This window comes from Saccharopolyspora sp. NPDC050642 (assembly GCF_040654735.1).
GTDB classification, from domain to species: Bacteria; Actinomycetota; Actinomycetes; order Mycobacteriales; family Pseudonocardiaceae; genus Saccharopolyspora; species Saccharopolyspora elongata.
This window is the reverse complement of record NZ_JBFAIN010000016.1, coordinates 44,676-61,768: the sequence shown is the minus strand read 5'-3', so window position 1 is coordinate 61,768 and position 17,093 is coordinate 44,676. Positions and strand designations below refer to the sequence as shown.

Annotated in this window: 17 protein-coding genes; 15 read left to right on the top strand and 2 right to left on the bottom strand. The window is 71.4% G+C overall.

Going from position 1 to position 17,093, the window contains the following annotated elements:
* The first annotated feature begins 201 nt into the window (after positions 1-201).
* From rimP to AB0H93_RS23995, 7 genes are all read left to right on the top strand, one after another.
* Positions 202-759, top strand: coding sequence for a ribosome maturation factor RimP (gene rimP, locus AB0H93_RS24025; RefSeq protein WP_358575313.1), 558 nt, complete (start codon positions 202-204; stop codon positions 757-759).
* Positions 756-1,826 (top strand): transcription termination factor NusA, encoded by a 1,071-nt coding sequence (gene nusA / locus AB0H93_RS24020; RefSeq protein ID WP_132487368.1) that lies wholly within the window; start codon positions 756-758, stop codon positions 1,824-1,826. Before rimP ends, nusA begins: the two co-directional genes overlap by 4 nt.
* Before the next feature lie 59 nt (positions 1,827-1,885).
* Complete coding sequence (locus tag AB0H93_RS24015; RefSeq protein WP_358575311.1) at positions 1,886-2,254, top strand: YlxR family protein; 369 nt, start codon at positions 1,886-1,888, stop codon at positions 2,252-2,254.
* 92 nt (positions 2,255-2,346) lie between these two features.
* Positions 2,347-5,277, top strand: coding sequence for a translation initiation factor IF-2 (gene infB / locus AB0H93_RS24010; RefSeq protein WP_358575310.1), 2,931 nt, complete (start codon positions 2,347-2,349; stop codon positions 5,275-5,277).
* Between the two features lie 73 nt (positions 5,278-5,350).
* The gene (locus AB0H93_RS24005; protein WP_132487374.1) at positions 5,351-5,644 is read left to right on the top strand and encodes a DUF503 domain-containing protein; all 294 of its coding nucleotides are present in this window, start codon (positions 5,351-5,353) and stop codon (positions 5,642-5,644) included.
* 115 nt (positions 5,645-5,759) lie between these two features.
* Positions 5,760-6,260: a 30S ribosome-binding factor RbfA gene (gene rbfA, locus AB0H93_RS24000; RefSeq protein ID WP_358575309.1), complete on the top strand. Its 501-nt coding sequence runs from the start codon at positions 5,760-5,762 to the stop codon at positions 6,258-6,260.
* A 164-nt stretch (positions 6,261-6,424) separates the two neighbouring features.
* Positions 6,425-7,381, top strand: coding sequence for a DHH family phosphoesterase (locus tag AB0H93_RS23995; protein ID WP_358575444.1), 957 nt, complete (start codon positions 6,425-6,427; stop codon positions 7,379-7,381).
* 203 nt (positions 7,382-7,584) lie between these two features.
* On the opposite strand, the gene AB0H93_RS23990 is transcribed toward AB0H93_RS23995, so the two are convergent.
* Positions 7,585-8,112 (bottom strand): CGNR zinc finger domain-containing protein, encoded by a 528-nt coding sequence (locus tag AB0H93_RS23990; RefSeq protein WP_358575307.1) that lies wholly within the window; start codon positions 8,110-8,112, stop codon positions 7,585-7,587.
* Between the two features lie 69 nt (positions 8,113-8,181).
* Between AB0H93_RS23990 and AB0H93_RS23985 the strand changes: the two genes are divergently transcribed.
* On the top strand, positions 8,182-9,510 hold the full coding sequence (locus AB0H93_RS23985; protein WP_358575306.1) for an MATE family efflux transporter: 1,329 nt from the start codon (positions 8,182-8,184) through the stop codon (positions 9,508-9,510).
* A 15-nt stretch (positions 9,511-9,525) separates the two neighbouring features.
* Here AB0H93_RS23985 and def read toward each other — a convergent pair whose 3' ends face one another.
* Entirely contained in the window at positions 9,526-10,023 is a 498-nt protein-coding gene (gene def, locus AB0H93_RS23980; protein ID WP_358575305.1) for a peptide deformylase, read from the bottom strand.
* A gap of 72 nt (positions 10,024-10,095) precedes the next feature.
* Here def and truB point away from each other — a divergent pair, with 72 nt between their 5' ends.
* The 7 genes from truB to AB0H93_RS23945 all read left to right on the top strand — a co-directional run bounded on the left by truB (position 10,096) and on the right by AB0H93_RS23945 (position 17,041).
* Positions 10,096-11,004, top strand: a complete 909-nt coding sequence (truB, locus tag AB0H93_RS23975) for a tRNA pseudouridine(55) synthase TruB (RefSeq protein WP_358575304.1) — start codon at positions 10,096-10,098, stop codon at positions 11,002-11,004.
* Positions 11,005-11,133: 129 nt separating this feature from the next.
* Positions 11,134-11,775, top strand: coding sequence for a DUF4232 domain-containing protein (locus AB0H93_RS23970; protein ID WP_358575303.1), 642 nt, complete (start codon positions 11,134-11,136; stop codon positions 11,773-11,775).
* 88 nt (positions 11,776-11,863) lie between these two features.
* Positions 11,864-12,850, top strand: coding sequence for a bifunctional riboflavin kinase/FAD synthetase (locus tag AB0H93_RS23965; RefSeq protein ID WP_358575302.1), 987 nt, complete (start codon positions 11,864-11,866; stop codon positions 12,848-12,850).
* Between the two features lie 168 nt (positions 12,851-13,018).
* Positions 13,019-13,507, top strand: coding sequence for a helix-turn-helix transcriptional regulator (locus AB0H93_RS23960; RefSeq protein WP_358575300.1), 489 nt, complete (start codon positions 13,019-13,021; stop codon positions 13,505-13,507).
* 52 nt (positions 13,508-13,559) lie between these two features.
* Positions 13,560-14,129 (top strand): 2'-5' RNA ligase family protein, encoded by a 570-nt coding sequence (locus tag AB0H93_RS23955; protein WP_358575299.1) that lies wholly within the window; start codon positions 13,560-13,562, stop codon positions 14,127-14,129.
* A 144-nt stretch (positions 14,130-14,273) separates the two neighbouring features.
* On the top strand, positions 14,274-14,543 hold the full coding sequence (rpsO, locus tag AB0H93_RS23950; protein ID WP_093261676.1) for a 30S ribosomal protein S15: 270 nt from the start codon (positions 14,274-14,276) through the stop codon (positions 14,541-14,543).
* A 251-nt stretch (positions 14,544-14,794) separates the two neighbouring features.
* Positions 14,795-17,041, top strand: a complete 2,247-nt coding sequence (locus AB0H93_RS23945; RefSeq protein WP_132487404.1) for a polyribonucleotide nucleotidyltransferase — start codon at positions 14,795-14,797, stop codon at positions 17,039-17,041.
* Positions 17,042-17,093 lie beyond the last annotated feature (52 nt).

Below are 17,093 nucleotides of genomic sequence, written 5' to 3'. Positions count from 1 at the left end.
CCCGGTGATCGGTACGATCCGCCGATCGTTGGGGTCCCACGCCGCGCTCGGGTGCGGGTGGACGCGATACCCTGGGCGACCGCGGCCGGCACGGACAGCACTGGTCGTGAACGTCCCGCCGGCCGGCCCGGCCGCGAGACCCCGTGCCGCGATGTTTCCAGGTCTGCCCCAGACCCCGATCGGAATTTAGGGAGTGCCAACGTGTCCAGCCCGCCGCGCGGTGCGATCACCGCGCAGCTGGAGCCCGTCGTAGCCGAGGCCGTGGCTAGATCGGGCTTCGACCTCGAGGAGTTCGACGTGCAGCAGGCCGGCCGCCGCCGGCTGATCAAGGTCGTCATCGACTCCGACGACGGCGTCGGGCTCGACGAGATCTCCGACGTCAGCCGCGCGGTGTCGGAGGTGCTGGACGCGCACGAGCACGTCCTGGCCGGCTCCTACACGCTCGAGGTCACCTCGCCGGGCGTGGACCGGCCGCTGACCCGCGCGCGGCACTGGCGTCGCGCCCGCTACCGGCTGGTCAAGATCCGGTTCGCCGACGGCGAGAAGTTGGTGGCGCGGGTCGGGGCGGCCGATGATGAAGGAGTCACGGTGCTGGTCGCCGACGAACTGCGTCGGGTGGCCTACCGTGATGTCGAACGCGCGGTGGTCGAGGTGGAGTTCCAGCAGCCACCGGCGGAGGATTTGGTCAAGCTGGAGCGGGCTGCGAGCGGCGTTTCCCAAGAGGGGGACGACCGGGAAGACACGGAGGAGTCGAGGTGAACGTCGACATCGCGGCGCTGCGGGCGATCGAACGCGACAAGGACATCCCGTTCGAGACGGTCCTGGAAGCGATCGAATCGGCACTGCTCACCGCATACCGCCACACCGAGGGGCACCAGCCGCACGCGCGGGTGGAGGTGGACCGCAAGACCGGTGTCGTGCGGGTCCTCGCGCACACCCTGGCGGCCGACGGCAGCGTGCAGGAGGAATGGGACGACACCCCGGAGGGGTTCGGGCGCATCGCGGCGACGACCGCGCGGCAGGTCATCCTGCAGCGGTTGCGCGACGCCGAGCACGAGCGCACCTTCGGCGAGTTCTCCGCCAAGGAGGGCGAGATCCTCGGCGGTGTCATCCAGCGCGACGCGCGCGCCAACTCGCGCGGCATGGTCATCGTGTCGGTCGGCGACAGCGAGGGCGTGATCCCCGCCGCCGAGCAGGTGCCCAGCGAGAACTACGAGCACGGCACCCGGATCAAGTGCTACGTCGTCGGGGTGTCCCGGAGCGCGCGCGGACCGCAGATCACGCTGTCCCGCACCCACCCGAACCTGGTGCGGCGGCTGTTCGCGCTGGAGGTCCCGGAGATCGCCGACGGCACCGTGGAAATCCCCGCGGTGGCGCGGGAGGCCGGGCACCGCTCCAAGATCGCGGTGCGCTCGACCGTCAGCGGCGTCAACGCCAAGGGCGCCTGCATCGGGCCGATGGGCTCGCGGGTGCGCAACGTGATGAGCGAGCTCGGCGGCGAGAAGATCGACATCATCGACTACTCGGACGACCCGGCGACCTTCGTCGGCAACGCCCTGTCGCCGGCCAAGGTAGTCTCGGTGGAGGTCGTCGACGAACGCACCAAGACCGCGCGGGTGGTCGTGCCGGACTTCCAGCTCTCGCTGGCGATCGGCAAGGAAGGCCAGAACGCCCGGCTCGCGGCTCGGCTCACCGGCTGGCGGATCGACATCCGCAGCGATGCCGACCCGGGTGCGTCGGCCACTCCGGCGGCGCAACCCCCGGCGCAGGCGTCCGGTCTGGACCCCGCGGTGGAGGGACTGCCGACCGTGGGTTCGGCCGAGTAACGTCGTCGGGTTAGAATTAGAGGAGGTTCGACGCGAGGGGAGCGACAATCCGCACACGGGTGTCCGGTGAGCGCGGCGAAAGCCGTGAGCCGGTTCGTACCTGCGTGGGGTGTCGTGCCCGGACGTCATCCTCTGAGCTGCTGCGTGTGGTGGCTGAGGTCGGTCGGGCGGGTCCCGTCGCTGTACCCGATCCACGACGTCGGCAACCGGGCCGGGGCGCTTGGCTGCACCCCGATCCGGCGTGCCTTCGTCTGGCCGAGCGGCGCCGGGCCTTTCCGCGTGCACTCCGTGCGCCGGGAGTCCTGGACACCTCGGCCGTGCAGGCCCACCTGAGTGCCGGGCAACCGCAGCAGGCGGCTCAAGACGTGACCGACGCGGGATCCGTCCCGCGCCAGGCAACTGAAGGAAAGCAGGTCGACCCGTCATGAATCAGCCGTGAAGCTGAAGCCATGAACGCGCATCGGCGATAGGACGAGGTCGAGCGGGACTGCCGCCCGGCCTCACCCAGATGAGGAGAGCAGTGGCAGGCAAGGCCCGCGTACATGAGCTCGCCAAAGAGCTCGGTGTTACCAGCAAGGAAGTTCTGAACAAGCTCGCCGAGCAGGGCGAGTACGTGAAGTCCGCGTCGTCCACCGTGGAAGCCCCGGTGGCCCGCAGGCTTCGCGACGCACTCGCCAAGCCCTCGGCGTCGAGGAAGAGCGACGCCGGCGGAGGCAAGCCCGCTCCGGCAGAGCCCAGGCCGTCCCGCGCCGATGCGGCGGCGCCGAAGCCTGGACCCAAGCCCGGCCCGCGCCCCGAGGCGCCGGTCGGTGAGCGTCCCAAGCCCGGCCCCAAGCCGGGTCCGAAGCCGACCCCCAAGCCCGAGCCGGAGGTCGTCAAGCCGGCCGAGCAGGCACCGGCCGCCAAGGCGGCCGAGTCGCGTCCGGCGCCCGGCCCCAAGCCGGGTCCGAAGCCCAGCCCGAAGCAGGGTGGCGACGGCGACGCCGGCGTGGTTCCGCCGCGCCCGAAGGCGCCCAAGCCGGGCCCGCGGCAGCCGCGCGTCGGCAACAACCCGTTCGGCGTCGGCAGCGGAGCGCCGCAGCAGCGGCCGCCGCGGCCGGGCCCGGGCGGCCGTCAGGGCGGCGGGCAGGGTCCCGGCCGCCAGCACGGCGGTCCCGGTGGCCAGCGGCAGGGCGGCGGTCAGGGTGCCGGCACGGCCCCGGCCGCGGGCAACGCCCCGCGCGGTGAAGGTGGCTCGCGCCCGAACCCGGGCATGATGCCGCCGCGTCCGAACCCCGGCATGATGCCGCCCCGTCCGCCGCGCAGCGGTGGCGGTCCCGGCGGTGGCCGCGGTGGCGGCGGTGGCCGTGGCGGTCCGGGTGGCGGCGGTGGCCGTCCCGGTGGTGGCGGCGGTCGTCCCGGTGGGGGCGGCGGCGGCTTCCGCGGTGGCGGTGGCGGCGGTGCCCCGAGCGGTGCCCCGGCCGGCGGTGGCTTCCGCGGTCGTCCCGGCGGCGGTGGCCGTCCGGGCGGTCCCGGTGGTCGCGGCGGTGCTGCCGGTGCGTTCGGTCGTCCCGGCGGGCCCGCGAAGCGCGGTCGCAAGTCGAAGCGGCAGAAGCGCCAGGAGTACATGGAGAACATGCAGGCGCCGTCGGTCGGCGGCGTCCGCCTCCCGCGCGGCAACGGCGAGACCCTTCGCCTGCGTCGCGGTGCTTCGCTGACCGACTTCGCCGAGAAGATCAACGCCAACCCGGCCTCGCTGGTGCAGGCGATGTTCCACCTCGGTGAGATGGTCACCGCGACCCAGTCCGTCTCCGACGAGGTGCTGGAGCTCCTCGGCCAGGAGATGAACTACAAGGTCGAGATGGTCAGTCCGGAGGACGAGGACCGGGAGCTGCTGCAGTCGTTCGACATCAGCTACGGCGACCCGGGCAGCTCCGAGGACGAGCTGGCGGCGCGGCCGCCGGTGGTGACCGTCATGGGTCACGTCGACCACGGTAAGACGCGACTGCTGGACACCATCCGGAAGACGAACGTGCAGGCCGGCGAGGCCGGTGGCATCACCCAGCACATCGGTGCCTACCAGGTCCTCACCGAGCTGGAAGGCAACGAGCGGCCGATCACGTTCATCGACACCCCGGGTCACGAGGCGTTCACCGCCATGCGTGCTCGTGGTGCCAAGTCGACCGACATCGCAGTGCTGGTGGTGGCCGCCGACGACGGCGTCATGCCGCAGACGGTGGAGGCGATCAACCACGCCCAGGCGGCCGGTGTGCCGATCGTGGTCGCGGTGAACAAGATCGACGTCGAGGGTGCGAACCCGGCGAAGATCCGCCAGCAGCTCACCGAGTACAACCTCGTCGCCGAGGAGTACGGCGGCGACACCATGTTCGTCGACATCTCGGCGAAGCAGGGCACCAACATCGACAACCTGCTCGAGGCGATCCTGCTCACCGCGGACGCGGCGCTGGACCTGCGGGCCAACCCGCACATGCCCGCCCAGGGCGTGGCGATCGAGGCCCACCTGGACCGCGGTCGCGGTCCGGTGGCCACGGTGCTGGTGCAGCGAGGCACGCTGCGGGTCGGTGACTCGGTGGTGGCCGGCGACGCCTACGGTCGCGTCCGCCGGATGATCAACGAGAACGACGAGGACGTCCCCGAGGCGCTGCCGTCGCGGCCGGTGCAGGTCATCGGTTTCACGTCGGTGCCGGGCGCGGGCGACACCTTCCTGGTGGTCGACGAGGACCGGGTCGCCCGGCAGATCGCCGACCGCCGCGGGGCCCGCATCCGCGAGGCGCAGAACGCGGCCAAGCGCAAGCGCGTCAGCCTCGAGGACCTGGACAAGGTGCTCAAGGAGACCAACCAGCTCAACCTGATCATCAAGGGTGACAACTCGGGTACCGTCGAGGCGCTCGAAGAGTCCCTGATGAAGATCGAGGTCGGCGACGAGGTCGAGCTCCGGGTGATCCACCGCGGCGTCGGTGGCATCAACGAGTCGGACATCAACCTCGCCACCGCGGAGAACACCATCGTCCTGGGCTTCAACGTCCGGGCCGAGGGCAAGGCGGCCGAGGTCGCCAACCGCGAGGGCGTGGAGATCCGGTACTACTCGGTGATCTACCGGGCGATCGAGGACATCGAGCAGGCCCTCAAGGGCATGCTCAAGCCCGAGTACGAGGAAGTCGAGCTGGGCCGGGCCGAGATCCGCGAGGTCTTCAAGTCCTCCCGGATCGGCACCATCGCGGGCTGCATGGTCACCGAAGGCATCATCAAGCGCAACGCCAAGGCGCGCCTGCTGCGGGACAACGTGGTCGTCGCCGAGAACCTCAGCATCAACTCGCTGAAGCGGTTCAAGGACGACGCCACCGAGGTCCGCGAGGGCTTCGAGTGCGGTCTGACCCTGGGGTCGTACAACGACATCAAGGTCGGCGACGTCATCGAGCCCTACGAGATGCGCGAGAAGCCGCGCGACTGAGCCGGTGCTGCGCAGGGGGTCGTCACTCGACGGCCCCCTGCGTGCCGGTTCGCCCCCGCGGTGAGGAACACCCATGTACGTCGGTGTACTCGAACTGGACGTCCTCCTCGGCGACGTCCACTCCCTGAAGCAGAAGCGCGCTGTCGTGCGGCCCGTGGTGGCCGAGTTGCGGCGGCGCTTCGAGGTTGCCGTCGCCGAGGCCGGGAACCAGGACTTGCACCGCCGCGCGCTGTTGGGCGTCGCGGCCGTCTCCGGCGACGCCGCGCACGTGCGCGAAGTGCTGGAAGCGTGCGAGCGGCTGGTCGCCGCACGCCCCGAACTGGAACTGCTCTCCGCCCGCCAGCGCATGCTCGGGCCGGAGGACTAGGAGCTCTTCGTGGTCGTTCTGCGCGAGAACCCGCGGCGGCGCGAGTCGAGTCCCACACGCAAGCGGCTAGCGCCGCTTTTCAGACGAACTGAACTTTCCCCGAAGGAGGTGCGCCGTGGCTGATACGGCGCGCGCCCGCAAACTCGCCAAGCGCATCGCCCAGATCGTGGCATCCGGGCTGGAGCACGAGGTGAAGGACCCGCGGCTGGCGATGGTGACGGTCACCGACGCGCGGGTCACCCCCGATCTGCGGGATGCCACTGTCTACTACACCGTGTTCGGCGACGACGCCGACCACGCCTCCACCGCGGCCGCGCTGGCGAGCGCGACCGGGGTGCTGCGGTCCCGGGTCGGGCAGCAGACCGGCGTCCGGTTCACCCCGACGCTGACCTTCGTCGCGGACACCGTGCCGGACAACGCGCGGCGGATGGAGGAACTGCTCGCCAAGGCCAAGGAGGCCGACGAGGAGGTCGCCCGGTTGGCCTCCGGAGCGTCGCCGGCCGGCGACGCCGATCCGTACCGAGCCAGCACCGACGATGACGAGTTCGCCACCGACGGTGCCGACGAGGGGTCGTTTTCCGACGCCGATGTGCGTCGTGGGCCACAGAGTGGTTGAGTCGCAGCTCAGCATCAGGTGCGTTGGACATCGGCGGCCGGAACGGCCACCGATGTCGTGGAGGTGAACCTGTGCGCGGGCAACCCGATAGCGGCCGCACCGGCGGCGGCCAACCGGTCACCGTCGATCCGGTCGAGCAAGCCGTAGCCGAGGCCGCTCGCAAGCTGTCCGAGGCCTCGGACGTGACGTTGTTCGCGCACATCAACCCGGATGCGGACGCGCTCGGCAGCGCGCTGGCGCTGGGCCGGGCGCTGCGGCGGCGTGGCTGTGCGGTCCGGGTGTCCTTCGGGATGCCGGACCTGCCGCCGTTCTCGCTGCGCGATCTGGACGGCGACGACCTGGTGGTGTCGGCGGATGAGGTGCCCGCCGCGCCGCCGGTGCTGGTCGTCTGCGACACCGGGAGCCTGCAGCGGCTCGGCAAGCTCGCCGATCGGGTCGAGGCGACGATCGCCGCCGGCGGCGACGTCATCGTGATCGATCACCACGTGTCGAACACCCGCTACGGCACGCTGCACCTCGTCGACGAGCACGCCGAGGCGACGGTGATGATCGTGCTCCGGCTGCTCGACGAGCTCGGCGCGGAACTCGACCTGCCGACCGCGCGGTGCCTCTACGCGGGCCTGGTCACCGACACCCGGTCGTTCCGGCACGCCAGCGCGTCGACGCACCGCGTGGCGGCGCGGCTGCTGGAGGCCGGGGTCGACCCGGAGGCGACGACGCGGCCACTGCTGGACACGCATCCGTTCGCCTGGATGAACATGCTGTCCGGGGTGCTGGGCGAGGCCCGGCTGGAGCCGACCGCGGCGCAGGGCCTCGGGTTCGTGCACGCGACGGTGCGGCTGGCCCATTCCGACGGGCTGCGCAGCGAGGACGTGGACAGCGTCATCGACGTGGTGCGCACGACGAGCGAGGCCGAGGTCGCCGCGGTGCTCAAGGAGACCGCGCCGGATCACTGGTCGGTGTCGTTGCGCTCGGACAGCCGCATCGATGTCGGCCACGCGGCGGCGGCCTGTGGCGGTGGCGGGCACCGGCTCGCCTCCGGTTTCACGGCGCAGGGCCCGGCGGAGGAGATCATCGCGGCGATGCGCAAGGCCCTCGACGAGGCCCCGCTCCTGGACTGACGCCCGCAGGGGTCCTGCTCCCACCGGGTCCTGCTCCCGTTCGGGTCCCCGCAATTTCCATTGAAATCGAACCTTCGATTTCAATGGAAATTGCGGACCTCCGGTGTGTCGCATCCCGACATGCCGGAGGTTGTGGACAAATTGCCCGACTTCCGTGGGGATTCGAGGTCCAGTTTCAATTGAAACTGCCGGAGAACTCGGGCTCAGGTTCGGCGGCGGGCTCGGAAGGCCGCGACGTGCATGCGGTTCGCGCAGCGGGGGCTGCAGAAGCGCTTGGCCTGGTTCGTCGACGTGTCCAGGAAGTAGGTGTAGCAGCCCTCGGCTCCGCACCGTCCCCAGCGCGTCGTGCCGTGCTGGACCACGCCCTGCGCCAAGCCCCACGCGGCCGCCGCCGCGACTTCGTCGACCGCCGGTGCGTCCGGGCCGGCGACGTGGACGTGCCAGTTCGGGGTGCCGTCGCGGCTGCCGTGCCCGGAAAGCCTGGGCCGGGGCGGGTGCGCCGACAGCAGGGCGTTGATCTCGGCGAGCACCGTCTCGCCGTCGTCGGCCACCATCGCGTCCAGCGCCCGGCGCAGCCCGGCCCCCACCGAGCGCAGGAGCGGCAGGTCGTTCGCGTGGAGCCGGTCGGCCCACCAGGGCTCGTCGTGGAGCGCGGCGCGCACCGCGTCGAGGCTGCTCAGATCGGCGTTGGCGATCCGCAGCGCAACGGCGGCGTAATCAGCGTTGTCCATCTGTGGTCCTTACCAGTACCCTTGGTCGTCAGGGGCGAACCCGCCGATCACAGCTTACAAGGAGACAGGGTGTCGGATCTGGGGGAGCGCGTATCGCCGCGCCGGGTGCTGGCGCTCGCGGTGCCCGCGCTCGGCGTGCTGGCCGCCGAACCGCTGTACGTGCTCGTGGACACGGCCGTCGTCGGTCACCTCGGAGCGGTGCCGCTCGCCGGGCTCGCGCTGGGCGGCACGCTGTTCACCCTGGTGTCGAGCCAGCTGACGTTCCTGAGCTACGGGACCACCGCGCGCACGGCCCGGCTGCACGGCGCCGGTCGCCGCAAGGACGCCGTCGCGGAGGGCGTGCAGGCGACCTGGCTGGGCGTCCTCGTCGGCGTCGTTCTCATGCTGCTCGCGCAGCTGCTGGCCGTCCCGATCGCGGAGCTCATGGCGGGCCCCGGGCCGATCGCCGATGCGGCCGCGACCTGGATGCGCATCGCGCTGTGCGGCGCGCCGATGGTGCTGATCACCATGGCCGGCAACGGCTGGATGCGCGGCGTGCAGGACACCGCGCGGCCGCTTCGGTACGTGCTGGTGGGCAACGGTGTTTCCGCCGTGCTGTGCCCGCTTTTCGTCTACCCCTTCGGCTGGGGTCTGGAGGGTTCGGCGGTCGCGAACCTGATCGGCCAGACGATCGCCGCCGCGCTGTTCGTGCGCGCGCTGTTCGTCGAGCGGGTGCCGCTGAAGCCGGAGCTCGCGAAGATGCGTGCTCAGCTCGGGCTCGGCCGCGACCTGGTGCTGCGGACGCTGGCGTTCCAGGCGTGCTTCCTGTCGGCGACGTCCGTGGCGGCGCGGACCGGCGCGGAAGCCGCGGCGGCGCACCAGGTCGTGTGGCAGCTGTGGGCGTTCCTGGCGCTCGTGCTCGACTCGTTGGCCATCGCGGCGCAGTCGTTGGTCGGCGCGGCGCTCGGGGCCGGTTCCGCGCCGCGCGCCAAGGGAATCGCCCGGCAGGTCACCTGGTACAGCCTGGGGTTCGGCATCGTGCTCGGGTTGGTGTTCGCGGCGCTCGCCGGTCCGCTGCCGACGTTGTTCACCACGGACGGCGCGGTGCTTGAGGCGATCCCGCACGCGTGGTGGTTCTTCGTGCTCATGCAGCCGGTTGCGGGCGTGGTGTTCGCGCTGGACGGGGTGTTCCTCGGCGCCGGTGATGCCGCCTACCTGCGAACCGCGACGTTGCTGAGCGCGGCCATCGGTTACCTGCCGCTGATCTGGTTGTCGCTGGCGTTCGGCTGGGGCCTGGTGGGGATCTGGACCGGGCTGACCCTGTTCATGGTCCTGCGGCTGATCACGCTGCTGCTGAGGGCCCGCTCCGGCCGCTGGGCCGTCGTCGGCGCCACCCGGGCCGAAGCCACCGCGGGGTGATCCCCGCCGCGCGGGTCACTGCCAGAACCAGGACTGCTCCCGGACCTGGCGGTAGGCCTCGCGGCGGCGCTCCGGGTCGAGGCGCTGGATGTAGACCATGCCGTCGAGGTGGTCCGTCTCGTGCTGGAGGCAGCGCGCCATCAGGCCGCTGCCCGACACCGTGACCGGCTCGTTGTCCGCGTCCACGCCGCGCACCACCGCGTGCTGGGCGCGGCGGGTTCCGAACCCGAGCCCGGGCAGCGACAGGCACGCCTCCACGTCGTCCTGCACCTCGTCGGAGAGTTCGACGATCTCCGGGTTGACGACGTACCCGATCTCGCCGTCGACGCGGTAGCTGAACGCCCGCACCCCGACGCCGATCTGCGGCGCGGCGACCCCGGCGTGCCCGGGCGCGTCGACGGTGTCCAGCAGGTCCGCGACGATCGAGCGCAGCCGCTGGTCGAAGACCGTGACCGGCTCGGCCGCCATGCGCAGCACCGGGTCGCCGAAGCGCCGGATCGATCGGAATGCCACCGCTGACCTCCTCGCAGTTCCGCCGCCACCCTAGCGACGCGTGCCGCGCCGGGTCGGGGAAGATGTCTCCTCGTGTCCGAGCACTCCCGCAAAACGCGTCCCACCGTTCCACCCGGCCTGCTGGTGATCGACAAGCCGGCGGGGATGACCTCGCACGACGTCGTGTCGCGGGTCCGCCGCATCATGGGCACCCGCCGCGTCGGGCACGCCGGGACGCTGGACCCGATGGCCACCGGGGTGCTGGTGCTGGGCCTGGAGCGGGCCACCAAGCTGCTCGGCCACCTCGCCCTGGACACCAAGGCGTACCTGGCGACGATCCGGCTGGGCGCGGCCACCACCACCGACGACGCGGAGGGCGACGTGGTGTCCGAAGCGGACGCCTCCGGGGTGGACGAGGAGGCGATCCGGGCCGGCATCGCGGAGCTGACCGGCGACATCCAGCAGGTGCCCAGCGCGGTCAGCGCCGTGAAGATCAACGGCCGCCGCGCCTACGAGATGGTGCGCAACGGCGAGACCGTCGAGCTGGCCGCCCGGCCGGTCACGGTGTCGCGCTTCGACGTGCTGGCGCTGCGCCGCACGGAACGCACGACCGACCTCGACGTGCTCGTCGAATGCTCGTCGGGGACCTACGTGCGCGCGCTGGCGCGCGACCTGGGTGCAGGGCTCGGCGTCGGCGGGCACCTCTCGGAACTGCGCCGTACCCGGGTCGGCCCGTTCGGGCTGGCCACGGCGCGCACCCTGGACGCGCTGGAGGCCGAGCCCGGGCTGTCGATGGGCCTGGACCAGGCGGTCGAGACCGCCTTCCCGCGCCGCAACGTGGACGCCGACACCGCCCGCGCCCTCTCCCACGGCCAGGTCGTGCCCGCGGCCGGCGTCGAGGGGACCTACGGGATGTTCGATCCGGACGACCGGGCGGTGGCCCTGGTCCGCGACCGCGGCCGGACCGCGAAGCCGGTGCTGGTGATCATTCCGGCGAACTGACGCATTCCGGTCGAACCCCCTCCGCTTCGCGGGCGATTCCGGTGACCGGTGTCACATCCCTGGAACCAGGGGAGGAGTCGCTCGTCCCACGGCTAGTCCGATCCAGTGACGACAGACGTGGGGAGCAGCATGCGCAAGCGATTAGTCGGGGCGACCGTCGTGGTGGCGGCGGGGTTGGCGCTGAGCGGCTGTGCGGCAGGCGGCGCACCGCAGCAGACGGTCGGCAGTGGTTCGCAGGCCGAGAGCCGGCCGGTCGAGGCCAGTGCCGGACCTCAGCAGGAGACCACCGAGGCGGCCGGCTCGAACCAGGGCGGGAACGGCACCGGCGACCGGCCGTGCGAGGCCTCCGACCTCGATGCGAAGTTCGTCACCGCCGAGAACTACGACGGGCGCCCCAGCAACGGCCAGTTCAGCGTGACCAAGAACAGCAACGACATGACCCCGTGCGTGCTCGACGGGTACCCGGAGATCAAGGCGATGCGCGGCTCCGAGGGCGGTGCGACCATGCCGGTGGCGATCCGGCAGGTGGCGGCCGACGGCGCGCAGCCGATGCGGCTGGACGGGCACGGCGGTTTCGCCAGCTTCAACATCACCTGGACGACCTCCGGTGACGACGGCGGGTGCGACATGCCGGGGGCGCTCTCGGTGCGGCTGCCGCGCGCCGGTTCCCAGGACATCGAGGTGCCGGTCAACCAGGGCCGCGACAACTCCCTGCGGATCTGCGAGAACGACGAGCTCCAGGTCCAGCCGTTCGGCGACTACACGAACTGAGCCGATCCGCCCGCCCGTGCCGCGCGGACCCGCGGCACGGGCGGTGGCGTTCCGGCCGTCGGGTGGCGGCGCAGTAGGCTTCCTGGTCGTGCAGCGTTGGCGTGGTTTGGAGCAGATTCCCGGTGGCTGGGGCCGGTGCGTGGTCACCATCGGCGTCTTCGACGGGGTGCACAGGGGGCATCAGCAGCTGATCGCGCACGCGGTGCGGCAGGCCCGCCGCCGCGGCGTGCCGTGCGTGCTGATGACCTTCGACCCGCACCCGTCCGAGGTGGTGCGTCCGGGTAGTCACCCGGCGCAGCTGACGACCCTGCGGCGCCGCGCCGAACTGGCCGAGCAGCTCGGGGTCGACGTCTTCTGCGTGCTGCCGTTCACCCGCGAGATCTCCCGCGTGCCCGCCGAGGAGTTCGTGCACGCGATGCTGGTGGAGCGGTTGCACGCGGCGGAGATCGTGGTCGGCGAGAACTTCACCTTCGGCCACAAGGCGGCGGGCAACATCGAACTGCTGGCCAAGCTCGGCGAGCGGTTCGGCTTCGAGGTCGAGTCCGACGCGCTTGTCTCCGGGCCGGTGGAGCGCGCCGACGACGCGGCGGGCCCCTCGGTCACCTTCTCCTCGACCTACATCCGCTCCTGCATCGACGCCGGCGACGTCGTGGCGGCCGCCTCCGCGCTGGGCCGCTTCCACCGGCTGGAAGGCATCGTGGTGCGCGGCGCCGGGCGCGGCGGCAAGGAGCTCGGCTTCCCGACCGCCAACCTGTCCACCCCGCCGCACGCGGCGATCCCCGCCGACGGCGTGTACGCCGCGTGGTTCACGCACCGCCGGCGCGGCTCGATGCAGCCGGGCGAGACGCTGCCCGCGGCGGTGTCGGTGGGCAGCAACCCGACGTTCTCCGGCACCGAGCGCACCGTCGAGGCGTACGTGCTGGACATCGACGCCGACTTCTACGGCGAGCACGTCGACCTGGACTTCGTGCAGCGGCTGCGGTCGATGGAGCGCTACGACACGGTCGAAGCGCTGATCGAGCAGATGCACCAGGACGTCGCCGAAACCCGGCGGATCCTGGCCGTGGGCGGGTGAGGCGGTATGCCGAACCCCCGAACGGGGCAGCCGCGTCCGCCGCGCGGCGCACCGCGGTCGGAACGCTTTTCGGATTCCCGGCCACGCCCGGCCGGTGACCTGGCAGTATTCAGGGCCGGATCAACAGCCGCCCGCGGCCGGGTCGGCGCCGACACGGGGGGAACGAAGGTGGCGGAGAACAGCAACGTCCAGCGGAACCTCGCACTGCAGCGGCAGTGGTACGGAGAGCCGCTGGGGGACCGGGTGCGCCGCCTGGTCGTTGCGTTCCGCATCTCGCAGGCCCAGCTCGCGGAAGTGCTCGGGATCAGCGCTCCGATGCTCAGCCAGGTGATGAGCGGCCGCCGGGCCAAGATCGGCAATCCGTCGGTGCTGGCCAGGCTGGTGATGCTGGAGCGCAAGGTGCTCATCCCCGGTGTCGCCGCGGGTGACGAGGACGCGATCAAGCAGGCGCTGGAGGACGTCCGCCAGTCGCGCCCGTCGGTGGGCCGCGACAACCTGCCGGTCATGGGTTCGGCGAACGGCGAGGAGGCCGCCTGGCCGGTGCTTCGCGAGGTGGCCAAGCCCGGCGAGCTGGCGGCGGCGGCGTCGCTGCTGGAGGGCCGCTACCCAGCGCTGGCGCAGCTGCTCCGCCGCGCCGCCAACGGCGACCCCGACTGAGCTCCCGCGGAGCCGCCGCGCGGGCGTCCGGGGAGTGCGCGGACACTGGGGTATGCGTTTGTTCACCGCGCTGTGGCCGTCGGACGAGGCGGTGCGGCACCTGGCGTCGGCGGTAGACCGGCTCCACCCGGACCGGGTGGCCGAGGCGACCGCGGGCCTGCGCAAGTTCCGCTTCACACCCCCGTCGCGCTGGCACCTGACGCTTCGCTTCCACGGAGACGACGCCGACGAGCAGCGCGTGACCGACCGGCTCGACCAGCGCGTCGCGAAACTGCTGGAGACCGACCCGTCGTCGCCGCGCCTCCGGCTGGCCGGCGCCGGGACGTTCCGCGGCGTGCTGTGGGTCGGCGTCGAGCCGGAAACCGGCTCCGACGACGCCGCGCTGCGCGAGCTGGTTCGCGCGGCCGGTGGCGATCCGCGCGGTCACACCGCGCACCTCACCATCGCCAGGTGGGTCGCCGGGCGCGCCGACCGCGAGCTGCTGCCGGGGCTGTTCGCTGGCTACACCGGCCCTTGGTGGCGGCCGCGCGACCTCGCGGTGGTGTGCAGTGACCTGCGGGAAGGCGTTCGGGAGTACCGGACCGTGCACCGGGTGGCGGTGACGCGCGAGACGCCGGGTTGACCCGATCGCAGCAGGTCTCCCTGTTATCCTGGCATGTGGAGCGGCTGCAGTCCGTGGTGGCCGCGTCCGGTCGACCTGGGGTCGACCCGCCACCCGATCGATCGGTCGGGCGTCGCTGACACGGGACATCGAAGGAGTCAATTCGTGGCGTTGTCCACTGAAGACAAGAAGCAGATCCTGGCCGAGTACGGCCTGAAGGACGGCGACACCGGTTCGCCGGAGGCCCAGGTGGCCCTGCTGACCAAGCGGATCGTCGGGCTGACCGAGCACCTCAAGCAGCACAAGCACGACCACCACTCGCGTCGTGGTCTGCTGCTGATGGTCGGTCGTCGCCGCCGTCTGCTCAACTACCTGACCAAGGTGGACATCGAACGCTACCGTTCGCTGATCCAGCGACTCGGTCTGCGTCGTTGACGAACACCGGGGGGAGCGGCCGATGGGCCGCTCCCCCCGGTGCATGAAGAACGGACGGCGCCCCGCGCGCCGTCGCAACTGAAGAGCGCTCACGGTGGCACGCACCGGACAGGCGTCCGCCGGTCCTCGGTAGTGGCTGCCGGGCAAGTCGTCGCAACAGACGTTCCCGGGGGCTTCGATCGATGGCCGGCCTCGTCGGACCACGATCCGGATGCTCCTGCCGTGGGCCTCGTGAAACCGAGGAGTCAACCTTGACTGAACCCCAGATCGACGAGGGCGTCTACGAGGCCACCGCCGTGCTGGACAACGGCGCGTTCGGGACCCGGACCGTCCGGTTCGAGACGGGCCGGCTGGCCAAGCAGGCCGCCGGCAGCGTCGTCGCCTACCTCGACGACGACACCATGCTGCTGTCCGCCACCACGGCGTCCAAGCAGCCGAAGGAGCACTTCGACTTCTTCCCGCTGACCGTCGACGTCGAAGAGCGGATGTACGCCGCGGGCCGCATCCCCGGCTCGTTCTTCCGCCGCGAGGGTCGCCCGTCCACCGACGCGATCCTCACCTGCCGGCTGATCGACCGGCCGCTGCGCCCGTCCTTCGTGGACGGCCTGCGCAACGAGGTCCAGGTCGTCGTCACCGTGATGAGCCTGGTGCCCGGCGACCTCTACGACGTGCTGGCGATCAACGCCGCGTCGGCCTCCACCCAGCTGTCCGGTCTGCCGTTCTCCGGCCCGATCGGCGGCACCCGAGTGGCTTTGATCGACGGCCAGTGGGTGGCCTTCCCGACCCATGAGCAGCTCGAGCGGGCCGTGTTCGACATGGTCGTCGCGGGTCGCATCGTCGGCGACGACGTGGCGATCATGATGGTCGAGGCCGAGGCCACCGAGAAGACCGTCAACCTGGTCGCCGAGGGTGCGCAGGCGCCGACCGAAGAGGTCGTCGCCGCTGGTCTGGAGGCCGCGAAGCCCTTCATCCGGACCCTGTGCCAGGCGCAGCAGCAGCTCGCGCAGGCCGCCGCCAAGGAGGTCCAGGACTTCCCGGTGTTCCCGGCCTACGCCGAGGACGCCTTCACCGCCGTCGAGCAGGCCGTCTCCGGTGAGCTCGCCGAGGCGCTGAAGATCGGCGGCAAGCAGGAGCGCGAGAGCCGGCTCGACGAGATCAAGGCCGCGGTGCTGGAGAAGGTCGGCACCGGCGAGGGCCAGCAGTTCGAGGGCCGCGAGAAGGAGGTCGGCGCCGCCTTCCGGTCGCTGACCAAGAAGCTGGTGCGCCAGCGGATCATCCGCGACCAGGTCCGCATCGACGGTCGCTCGCTGACCGACATCCGCAGCCTGTCCGCGGAGGTCGGCGTGATCCCGCGGGCCCACGGCTCGGCGCTGTTCGAGCGCGGCGAGACCCAGATCATGGGTGTCTCCACGCTGAACATGCTGCGCCTGGAGCAGACCATCGACTCGTTGTCCCCGGACACGACGAAGCGGTACATGCACCACTACAACTTCCCGCCCTACTCGACCGGTGAGACCGGCCGGGTCGGCAGCCCGAAGCGGCGCGAGATCGGCCACGGTGCGCTGGCCGAGCGCGCGCTGATGCCGGTGCTGCCGACGCGCGAGGAGTTCCCGTACGCGATCCGCCAGGTCTCCGAGGCGCTGGGCTCCAACGGGTCCACCTCGATGGGCTCGGTGTGCGCCTCGACGCTGTCGCTGCTGAACGCGGGTGTGCCGCTGAAGGCGCCGGTGGCCGGCATCGCGATGGGCCTGGTGTCCGACGAGGTCGACGGCCAGACCCACTACGTGGCGCTGACCGACATCCTCGGTGCCGAGGACGCCTTCGGCGACATGGACTTCAAGGTCGCCGGCACGAAGGACTTCGTGACCGCGCTGCAGCTGGACACCAAGCTGGACGGCATCCCGTCCGAGGTGCTGGCCCAGGCGCTCGGCCAGGCCCGCGACGCCCGGTTCACCATCCTCGAGGTGATGGCCGAGGCGATCGGCAAGCCCGACGAGATGAGCCCGCACGCCCCGCGGGTGACCTCCATCAGCATCCCGGTGGACAAGATCGGCGAGGTCATCGGCCCGAAGGGCAAGATGATCAACTCGATCACCGAGGAGACCGGCGCGGAGATCACCATCGAGGACGACGGCACCATCTACGTCGGTGCCGCCGACGGCCCGTCCGCGGAGGCCGCGATCGACAAGATCAACGCCATCGCGAACCCGCAGCTGCCGAAGGTCGGCGAGCGCTTCCTGGGCACCGTGGTCAAGACCGCGGCCTTCGGCGCGTTCGTCTCGCTGCTGCCGGGCAAGGACGGCCTGGTGCACATCTCCAAGCTGGGCAACGGCAAGCGCATCGGCAAGGTCGAGGACGTGGTGAACGTCGGCGACAAGCTGCGCGTGGAGATCGCCGACATCGACAGCCGCGGCAAGATCAGCCTGGTGCTGGTCAACGACGAGGCGGAGAAGGCCGAGGGCGAGGCCAAGCCGGAGGCCGAGACCCCGGCGCAGTGACCGATCGGCGCGCGTGACGCGCTGTCCAACGCGGCCCGTCCCGGAACTCCGG

Excerpts from the sequence above, each read along its gene's own strand:
- AB0H93_RS24005 (WP_132487374.1), top strand. The coding sequence starts at position 5,351 with ATGTACGTCGGTGTACTCGAACTGGACGTCCTCCTCGGCGACGTCCAC.
- AB0H93_RS23970 (WP_358575303.1), top strand. The coding sequence starts at position 11,134 with ATGCGCAAGCGATTAGTCGGGGCGACCGTCGTGGTGGCGGCGGGGTTG.
- AB0H93_RS23990 (WP_358575307.1), bottom strand. The coding sequence starts at position 8,112 with ATGGACAACGCTGATTACGCCGCCGTTGCGCTGCGGATCGCCAACGCC.
- AB0H93_RS23955 (WP_358575299.1), top strand. The coding sequence starts at position 13,560 with ATGCGTTTGTTCACCGCGCTGTGGCCGTCGGACGAGGCGGTGCGGCAC.